We start from the raw sequence: 519 nt of genomic DNA, 5'->3' as shown, positions 1-519 counted from the left end.
TCTTGAAAGCCGGGTAAAGGGGCTGATCCAGTCAATATCTGCATCGATTGCCGATATGAAAAAAGCGACGGCGAACATGCAGTCCGCGACCGAAATGAACAGCAAACTGTCGGGCGATGTCGCCACCGCCACCGCCCAGACATCAGGCAACGTTCAGACCGTCTCTGCCGCGACCGAGGAACTGACCGCGTCGTCCGATGAAATCGCCCAGCAGATTGCGCGTTCGGCCGACATTGCCAATCAGGCCAATGACGAAGCCACCCGCACCAATGAAACCGTAACCGGCCTTGCCGATGCAGCGCAAAAAATCGGCGACGTCGCCAAACTGATCGGTGACATTGCCGAACAGACAAACCTTCTCGCCCTTAACGCCACCATCGAAGCCGCCCGCGCAGGCGATGCTGGCAAGGGCTTTGCCGTGGTCGCCAGCGAGGTCAAAAACCTTGCCAACCAGACCGCCAAGGCGACCGAGGAAATCAACCAGCAGATCACCTCGGTCCAGAACGAAACCGGCGAGGC

At 58.8% G+C, this 519-nt stretch carries 1 protein-coding gene; it reads left to right on the top strand.

Annotated elements, in window-relative coordinates; genetic code table 11:
• On the top strand, positions 1–519 hold a 519-nt coding region (locus TH468_RS21095), incomplete at both ends, for a methyl-accepting chemotaxis protein (RefSeq protein WP_246832399.1).

Source organism: Thalassospira sp. MCCC 1A03138 (assembly GCF_002115785.1).
Taxonomy (GTDB): domain Bacteria; phylum Pseudomonadota; class Alphaproteobacteria; order Rhodospirillales; family Thalassospiraceae; genus Thalassospira.
This window is presented reverse-complemented; position numbering and strand designations above follow the sequence as displayed.